Here is a 6,787-nt window from a genome sequence, read left to right as displayed (position 1 = left end):
GCCTCGGTCATGGCCGGCGACCGCCCGGGCTTCGAGGACATGAGCCGGGCCCTGTTCGCGGGGGACGCCGCGGGGTTCTCGGCCCGCGTCGCCGAATGGCCGGCCGATATCGCCGAGCATCTGCGGGTGCTGGCGGCGGAGGCGTTCGAGGGGCGGTCCTAGCGGGCGGCCCTGGCCAGCACCTCCGCCAGCACCGCTTTGTAGGCCGCCTCGAACGGAGCCCGATCGCTGTCGGGCTTGCCGGGATAGACCGCCCGCAGGTCGGCGATGCGCTTGGCGGTCGCGGCCTGCCAGGCCGGGTCCATCTTCAGCAGACGGCCGATGATCGCCTTGTCGTCTCGACCGGCGACGGGCTCGTAGGCCAGCAGCGCCTTCAGTTGCCACAGGAACTGGCGCTGCGTGTCGGGCGTCGCGCTGCCGGCCGTGCGCCTTCCCGTCCAGTTCACGGCCTCGACGATCTGCTCGCGGAAACGGGGATCGTCCCAGGTCGAGAGCGTGTGGCCCAGATTGGTGAAAAACAGCCGACCTTGCCCGATCTGGCGCGCCCAGGCGATCGGCACGGCGTAGGGCCGCTTCAGCGGCGTGTCGGCGAAGTTCAGGGTTTGCAGCACACGCACGCGGGCGGGGTCGAAGTCGCTGTGCTGGTAGATTTCCTCGGCATAGTCGAAGCCGACCGGCCACATGCCGACCAGCGGCAGGTCCAGGTCCAGGGTCTCGATCCGGATCGGCGTGCCCTGCGTCCACGGGTGACCCGCGAAATGGCCATTGATGAACTGGGTGTAGGTCTCGCCCGGGCCGTCATAGGACCATGCGGTGTCGGTGGCGCTGTGAATGCCGACGAAGCCCAGCCGTCCGGCCGCCACCCGCTGCTGGACCGCGGCCCACGCCTCGGGCGAAATCGGCAAGGCGCCGGTCGTGTAGAACACCAGCACGTCGACGCTTTCCAGGCGCTGGAGCGTGATCTCGCGAGCGTCCTGGGTGACCTCGGCGGTGAAGGCGCCGCTTTCCTGGCCTATGGCGATCATCGCCTGTTCCGACGGCGCCGGACCGCCGCCGTCAGGGCGGAGCACCGGAGCGTGCTTCCAGCCGACCGACTGGTCCAGATAGAGCACCCGCAGCGGGACGGGCTTGGCGAAGGCGGGCAGGGCGAACAGGGCCGCGAGAGCGACCAGGAGCGGAGCGAGAACGCGACGCAGGGGATGACGCATTGGGATCAGGCCTCGGTCTTGGGTTGCAGCAGGTCCCAGCGGTTGCCGTAGAGGTCTTCGAACACGACCACGCTGCCATAGGCCTCGTGCCGGGGTTCCTCGAGGAACTTCACCCCCGCGGCGCTCAGTCGGGCATGGTCGGCCTCGAAGGCGTCGGTGTGCAGGAACAGCCAGACCCGGCCGCCCCCCTGGCCGCCGATCGCCGCCTTCTGCTGGTCGTCGCTGGCCTGGGCCAGCAGGAAGCGCGTACCGGCCCCGCCCGGCCCGACCACGACCCAGCGCTTGCCGCCGCCCAGGTCGCTGTCCTCGACCAGGGAGAAGCCAAGCTTGCCGACATAGAAGGCCAGGGCCTCGTCATAATCGCGGACGAGCAGGGACAGGAGGGCGAGGTGCTGGGCCATGGGGACTCACTGGGTGACGCCCCTGCTTAGCACGCGTCAGGCGTAGGCGATCCATCGCCCGAGGGCGGTGATCACCAGCCACAGGGCCAACGACCCGGCGGCCATGATCCGGCCGCCCAGCGGTGGATCGACATCCCACAGCGCCAGGCGCCGCCGCCACAGCAGGTGGTAGGCGCCGGCGTTGGCCAGGGCCAGGGCGATCAGCGCGACCTTCCAGCGAAACACTGTCGAGACGACCAGGCTGGAGGCGTCGGCGGCGAACATCACGAAGCCGGCGGGGACCAGCAGGACGAGGCCGGCGATGGCCGGTGGCAGCAGGCAGCGCCACAGGACCTCGACCGGCAGCCGGCGGAACGCCCCGACCAGCCGCAGGTCCAGCACCCCGATTCCGCCGATCAGCATCACCAGGCCCAGCAGATGGATCAGGTTGGCCACCGGATAGGCCAGGTTCGAGCCGCGCGCCCAGACCCCCAGCGGCGAAGCCTCCAGAGCGGCGGCCAGGGCCTCCACCTAGCGCAGCTCGACCGTCTTGCCGTCGACCGTGATCCGCTCGATGCGCATCTCCAGCACGCCATCCTTGCGTGGATAGCCCACCAGCTTGACCGGCTTGCCGTTGGAAATCATCGCCTGGGTCAGGCCGCGCGCCTCCATGCGGGCCACCGGCGCCAGGACCACCGCCCAGGTCTTGCCGGCATGGCTGATCTTGGCCTCGCCGTGCGGATTGCGCCAGGCGACGTCGGTCAACGGTCCGCTGACCGTCAGGGTCTTTTCGGCGTCGTAGGAACTCCAGCCATGGTGGGCCAGGGCCGCGCCGGGGATCAGGACGGCGAGGGCGACCGCGGCGGCCAGGCTTTTATGCAAAGTCATCGGAATGGCTCCTTCGTGCATCGTCAGCGCCCACCCCCGGAGATTTGAAGCCAAGATCGCGTTCGGTTCAATGGCCCTCCGCGCGGTTCGGGCTTACGCTGCGGGTCATTGACGACGACCTGGAAGGAAGCCCGCCGTGTTGTTGCGTTCGCCCCTCATCCTGATCTTCGGGCTGGCGGCCCATGCCTCGGTCGCCGGCGCGCCCGAGACCAAGATCACGCCCGTCGCGGCCGCCGACCTGCCGCCGGCGGTGATCGCCGTGGTCACCACCGCCGCGCCCGGCCTGAAGATCAAGGAAGCCGAGCTCAAGGAACGCGAGGACCGTCGCTACTACGATGTCGAGGGCGTTCTACCGGACGGCGCCGAGATCGAGTTCGACCTGCTGGAGACCGGTGGCGCCTGGAAGATCGTCGAGACCCAGCGCGACATCGCCTGGACCGCCACGCCCCAGCCGGTGCGCGACGCCGCCGTCAAGGCCGTCTCCAAGATCGCGCCCGTGCGGGTGATCGAGAGCACCCAGGGCGACGGCATGGTGATCTACGAACTGTTCGCCGAGGGGCGCCCCAAGGCGCCGGCCCTGGAGGTCAGCTGGAAGAAGGGCGAAACGGCCAAGGTCCTCAGCGAGGTCTGGCCGCACTAGGTCCTCAGCCGCCGAACAGTTTCAGCAGGTAGCTGGGTCCTGAATTGGCGATGCTCAGCGACTTGATCGCCAGCTGCTGCTTGATCTGCAGGGCCTGGAGCTTGGTGGCCTCCTTGGCCATGTCGGCGTCGACCAGCCGACCGACCGAGGCGTCCAGGGTGTCCTGCAGCTTGTCGATGAAGGTCATGTGGGTCTGCAGGGCGTAGGACCCCGTGCCCAGGTGCGACAGGGCCGAGGTGACGTTCTCGATCGCCCCGCCCATCGCCTTGATCTCGGCGGCGCTGATCGGCGCGCCCAGCAGGTCGGCGCGCATGCCGGCAAGAGCGGAACCGGTGGTCGACAGGTCCACGTGGTCGACGTCGATGGTGTCGGTGGCGTTCGCGTTGGCCAGGGCGCGGATCTGGCCCGTCGAGCCGGACGAGATCAGGTTGATGCCGTTGAAGTCGGCGGCGCCCACCGTGCGGTTGATCTGGCGCTTCAGGTTCAGGTAGTCGTCGTTCAGGGCCTTGCGGCTGGTGGTGGAGAGGCTGGTGTCCGAGGCCGCCAGCATCTTTTCCTTCATCCGACCCAGAAGGTCGGTGATCGTTTCGCCGGCGGCCAGGGCGACGTCGGTGATCGATTGACCACGCTGAAGTGAGGCGCGCACGGCGTCCAAAGACTTGGACTCGGCGCGCTGGTTCTGGGCGACGGCCCAGATGGCGGCATTGTCCTTGGGGCTGGAGATCGCCAGGCCGGTGGCGATGTGGCGCAGGGTGTCGGACAGGTCGCGGTTGACCGCGTTCAACGATTGCAGGGCGATCATCGCCCCGACATTGGTGTTGATGCTGTTGAACGCCATCGACGGACCGGTTCCAGGTTCGGCGCGAAGCCGAGGGCGCGTTTTGCGCCTAGCCTGCAATGTAGGCGGGCAGGCTTAGCCGTTCATTAGCGGTCGAGGTTAAGAGCGGTGGACGCCCCCTCCGTCGGGCTTCGCCCGCCACCTCCCCCGTTTTACGGGGGAGGAGAGATTGGCTCCGCTTTTTCCTCACCCGCATCGCGGGGGAGGTGGCGCGATGCGAAGCATCGTGACGGAGGGGGCGTTCTGCTGATTAGCCCCCATTGTACCCGCCGATGATCGGCAGCACCTCGCCGGTGATGTAGCTGGACGTCTGGGGCGAGGCGAGGAACACGTAGGCGGGGGCGATCTCCTCGGGTTGGGCGGGGCGCTTCATCGGCGTCTTGCCGCCGAACTGGGCCACGTCGGGCCCCAGCTTGTCGGCGGGATTCAGAGGCGTCCAGACCGGCCCGGGGGCCACGGCGTTGACCCGGATGCCCTTGTCGATCAGGTGGGTGGCCAGCGAGCGGGTGAAGGCGTGGATGCCGCCCTTGGTCAGGGAATAGTCCAGCAGGTCCTTGTTGCCGAGCAGGCCGGTGACCGATCCGGTGTTGATGATCGCCCCACCGGACGGGATCACCTTCACCGCCGCCTGGGCCATGTGGAAATAGCCGTAGAGGTTGGTCTTCAGGGTGCGATCGAAGTGCTCGACGGTCAGGTCTTCGAAGTCCAGAACATGCTCCTGGAAGGCGGCGTTGTTGACCAGGATGTCCAGCTTGCCCAGTTCCTTGACGGTCCGGTCGACGGCGGCCTTGGCGTAGGACGGGTCGGCGACGTCGCCGGGCAGGAGGATGGCGCGACGGCCTTCCTGTTCGACGGCCATGCGAGTCAGTTGGGCGTCCTCTTCCTCGTCCAGATAGGCGATGGCGACATCGGCCCCTTCGCGGGCGAACAGCACGGCCACGGCCCGGCCGATGCCGCTGTCGGCGCCGGTGATCAGAGCGACCTTGCCCTCCAGCTTGCCCGAGCCCTTGTAGAACGGCGCGTCGTACATCGGCGCGGGGTCGAGCTTGGCTTCGATCCCCGGCTTGGCCTGATGCTGCTCGGGGAAGGGCGGGGCAGGATAGGGACGGGCGCCGGCCTGCATGGCGGGCTTTTCCTTTTCCTCGCCTTCGTCCTTGAACGACCGCTTTTCCTTGGCGTCCAGCGGGGCCTGGATGTCGCGCTCGGCCTGCGACGCGCGAGCGGCGGCGGGTTCGAAGTCCTGGGTTTCGACGTCGGAATCTTGGGGGGACATGGCGGGCTCCTCACGCTACCGACGGCGAAACCGACGGGGCGCGGGGATGTTCCAAGCCTGAGCATGCGCGCGGGGTTGCCCAAAACGCGGGCATCGGTCACCTTCCCGGCCTCTTTGAAAGGCCCTGCAGATGTCGCGCTCCGCGGCCGCGCCGGCTCCCCGCCCTGGGAAGCCGCACGGCGTCATTGTCTCCGATCTGATCGAATTGCTGCGCCTGGCCGGGCCGGTGGTGCTGTCGCGTCTGGGCATCATGGTCATGGGCCTGACCGACGCCATCGTGGTCGGTCATTACTCGGCGAGGCAACTGGGCTTCCATGCCATGGCCTGGGCGCCGACCTCGGTGTTCGTGACCGTGACGGTGGGCCTGCTGGTCGGGATCCAGGTGATGGGCTCGCGCGCCATGGGGGCGGGACGATTGCACGAGGCCGGGGCCGTGCTGCGCCGGGGCGTGGTCTACGCCTTCTGGCTGGGCGTGGCCGGTTCGGTCCTGCTGGTGCTGGCCGCCCCGCCGCTGCTGCACCATGCGGGCATCGAGAAGGCGCTGGCCGATGGGGCGACCGCGCCGCTGATCGTCTTCTCGCTGTCGATGACGCCCTACGCCGTCAGCGTGGCCCTGAGTTTCTGGCTGGAGGGCCTGGGGCGGCCGGGCATGGTCGCCGTCAACATGTGGATCGCCAACCTGGTGAACCTGGCCGTCAACCTGCTGCTGGTGCCGGGGACGTTCGGCCTGCCGGCCCTGGGTGCCGTGGGGGCGGCTTGGGCGACCTTCGTGGCGCGCGGGGTCTTCGCCCTGACCCTGGCGGTGGTCATCGTGCGTCTGAAGGACGCCCGGGCCATGGGGGTGTTCGACAAACCCGTCCGCGATCGCGCGGCCGCCAAGGAGCAGCGCCGGGTCGGCTACGGGGCGGGGACGTCGAACCTGTTCGAGGTCTCGGCCTTTGCCGGCATGAGCCTGGTGGCCGGCTGGCTGGGCGGGCTGAACGTCGCCGCCTGGGCGGTGGTGCTGAACGTGGCGGCGGTGATCTTCATGGTCCCGCTGGGCCTGTCGACCGCCACGGCCGTGCAGGTCGGGCGAGCCCATGGCGCGCGCGATCCGGCGGGCATGAGCCGCGCGGGCTGGATCGCCTTTGGCGTCACCGCCGTCTTCGCCCTGGCGGTGGCGGCGCTGCTCTATCCGCTGCGCCACCTGGTCGGCGGAGCCTATACCAGTGACCCGGCCGCCCTGGCCCTGATCGCGCCGGCCCTGGCCCTGACCTGCCTGTTCCTGGTTCCCGACGCCGTGCAGGTGGTCTGCGCCCAGGCGCTGCGGGCGCGGGGCGAGGTGTGGATCCCCGCCGTCACCCACATGATCAGCTACGCCCTGATCATGGGCCCCTTGGCCTGGTGGCTGGCCCTGCCGATGAAGCTGGGCGTGGACGGCATCGTCTGGTCGGTGATCGTCACCAGCTTCATCGCCGCGGCGTTCCTGCTGGGGCGGTATCGGATGCTGGATGTGCGGGAGCGGTAGGGGCTGCGGCCCCCTCCGGCCCTCCGGGCCACCTCCCCCAAAGGGGGAGGATC

Annotated in this window: 9 protein-coding genes; 3 read left to right on the top strand and 6 right to left on the bottom strand. The window is 69.0% G+C overall.

Annotated features, from left to right (window positions below; translation table 11 throughout):
- Positions 1-9 precede the first annotated feature (9 nt).
- Complete coding sequence (locus tag WAL33_RS20760; RefSeq protein WP_422183837.1) at positions 10-162, top strand: DUF2239 family protein; 153 nt, start codon at positions 10-12, stop codon at positions 160-162.
- On the opposite strand, the gene WAL33_RS20755 is transcribed toward WAL33_RS20760, so the two are convergent.
- Genes WAL33_RS20755 through WAL33_RS20740 form a run of 4 tightly spaced genes read right to left on the bottom strand, consistent with a single transcriptional unit; the run spans position 159 to position 2,476 of the window.
- Positions 159-1,208, bottom strand: coding sequence for a ThuA domain-containing protein (locus tag WAL33_RS20755; protein ID WP_422183835.1), 1,050 nt, complete (start codon positions 1,206-1,208; stop codon positions 159-161). The genes WAL33_RS20760 and WAL33_RS20755 overlap by 4 nt on opposite strands.
- A gap of 5 nt (positions 1,209-1,213) precedes the next feature.
- The gene (locus WAL33_RS20750) at positions 1,214-1,609 is read right to left on the bottom strand and encodes a VOC family protein (protein ID WP_422183833.1); all 396 of its coding nucleotides are present in this window, start codon (positions 1,607-1,609) and stop codon (positions 1,214-1,216) included.
- 36 nt (positions 1,610-1,645) lie between these two features.
- Positions 1,646-2,119, bottom strand: coding sequence for a hypothetical protein (locus tag WAL33_RS20745; RefSeq protein WP_422183831.1), 474 nt, complete (start codon positions 2,117-2,119; stop codon positions 1,646-1,648).
- Positions 2,120-2,476 carry a DUF6152 family protein gene (locus WAL33_RS20740; protein ID WP_422183829.1) on the bottom strand — a complete coding sequence of 119 codons (357 nt, stop codon included), beginning with the start codon at positions 2,474-2,476 and terminating at the stop codon, positions 2,120-2,122. It abuts the gene before it with no gap.
- 142 nt (positions 2,477-2,618) lie between these two features.
- On the opposite strand from WAL33_RS20740, the gene WAL33_RS20735 reads away from it, so the two are divergent.
- The gene (locus tag WAL33_RS20735; RefSeq protein ID WP_422183827.1) at positions 2,619-3,116 is read left to right on the top strand and encodes a hypothetical protein; all 498 of its coding nucleotides are present in this window, start codon (positions 2,619-2,621) and stop codon (positions 3,114-3,116) included.
- A gap of 4 nt (positions 3,117-3,120) precedes the next feature.
- Here the strand turns inward: WAL33_RS20735 and WAL33_RS20730 are convergent, their stop codons facing one another.
- Positions 3,121-3,954 (bottom strand): flagellin, encoded by an 834-nt coding sequence (locus tag WAL33_RS20730; protein ID WP_422183825.1) that lies wholly within the window; start codon positions 3,952-3,954, stop codon positions 3,121-3,123.
- 250 nt (positions 3,955-4,204) lie between these two features.
- Positions 4,205-5,227, bottom strand: a complete 1,023-nt coding sequence (locus WAL33_RS20725; RefSeq protein WP_422183824.1) for an SDR family oxidoreductase — start codon at positions 5,225-5,227, stop codon at positions 4,205-4,207.
- Between the two features lie 130 nt (positions 5,228-5,357).
- Here WAL33_RS20725 and WAL33_RS20720 point away from each other — a divergent pair, with 130 nt between their 5' ends.
- Complete coding sequence (locus tag WAL33_RS20720; RefSeq protein ID WP_422183822.1) at positions 5,358-6,734, top strand: MATE family efflux transporter; 1,377 nt, start codon at positions 5,358-5,360, stop codon at positions 6,732-6,734.
- The last annotated feature ends 53 nt before the right edge of the window (positions 6,735-6,787 follow it).

Origin of the sequence: Caulobacter sp. (assembly GCF_049283275.1) — a bacterium.
GTDB lineage: Bacteria > Pseudomonadota > Alphaproteobacteria > Caulobacterales > Caulobacteraceae > Caulobacter.
Note: the sequence above shows the minus strand (reverse complement) of the source record. Positions and strands in the feature narration are given on the sequence as shown.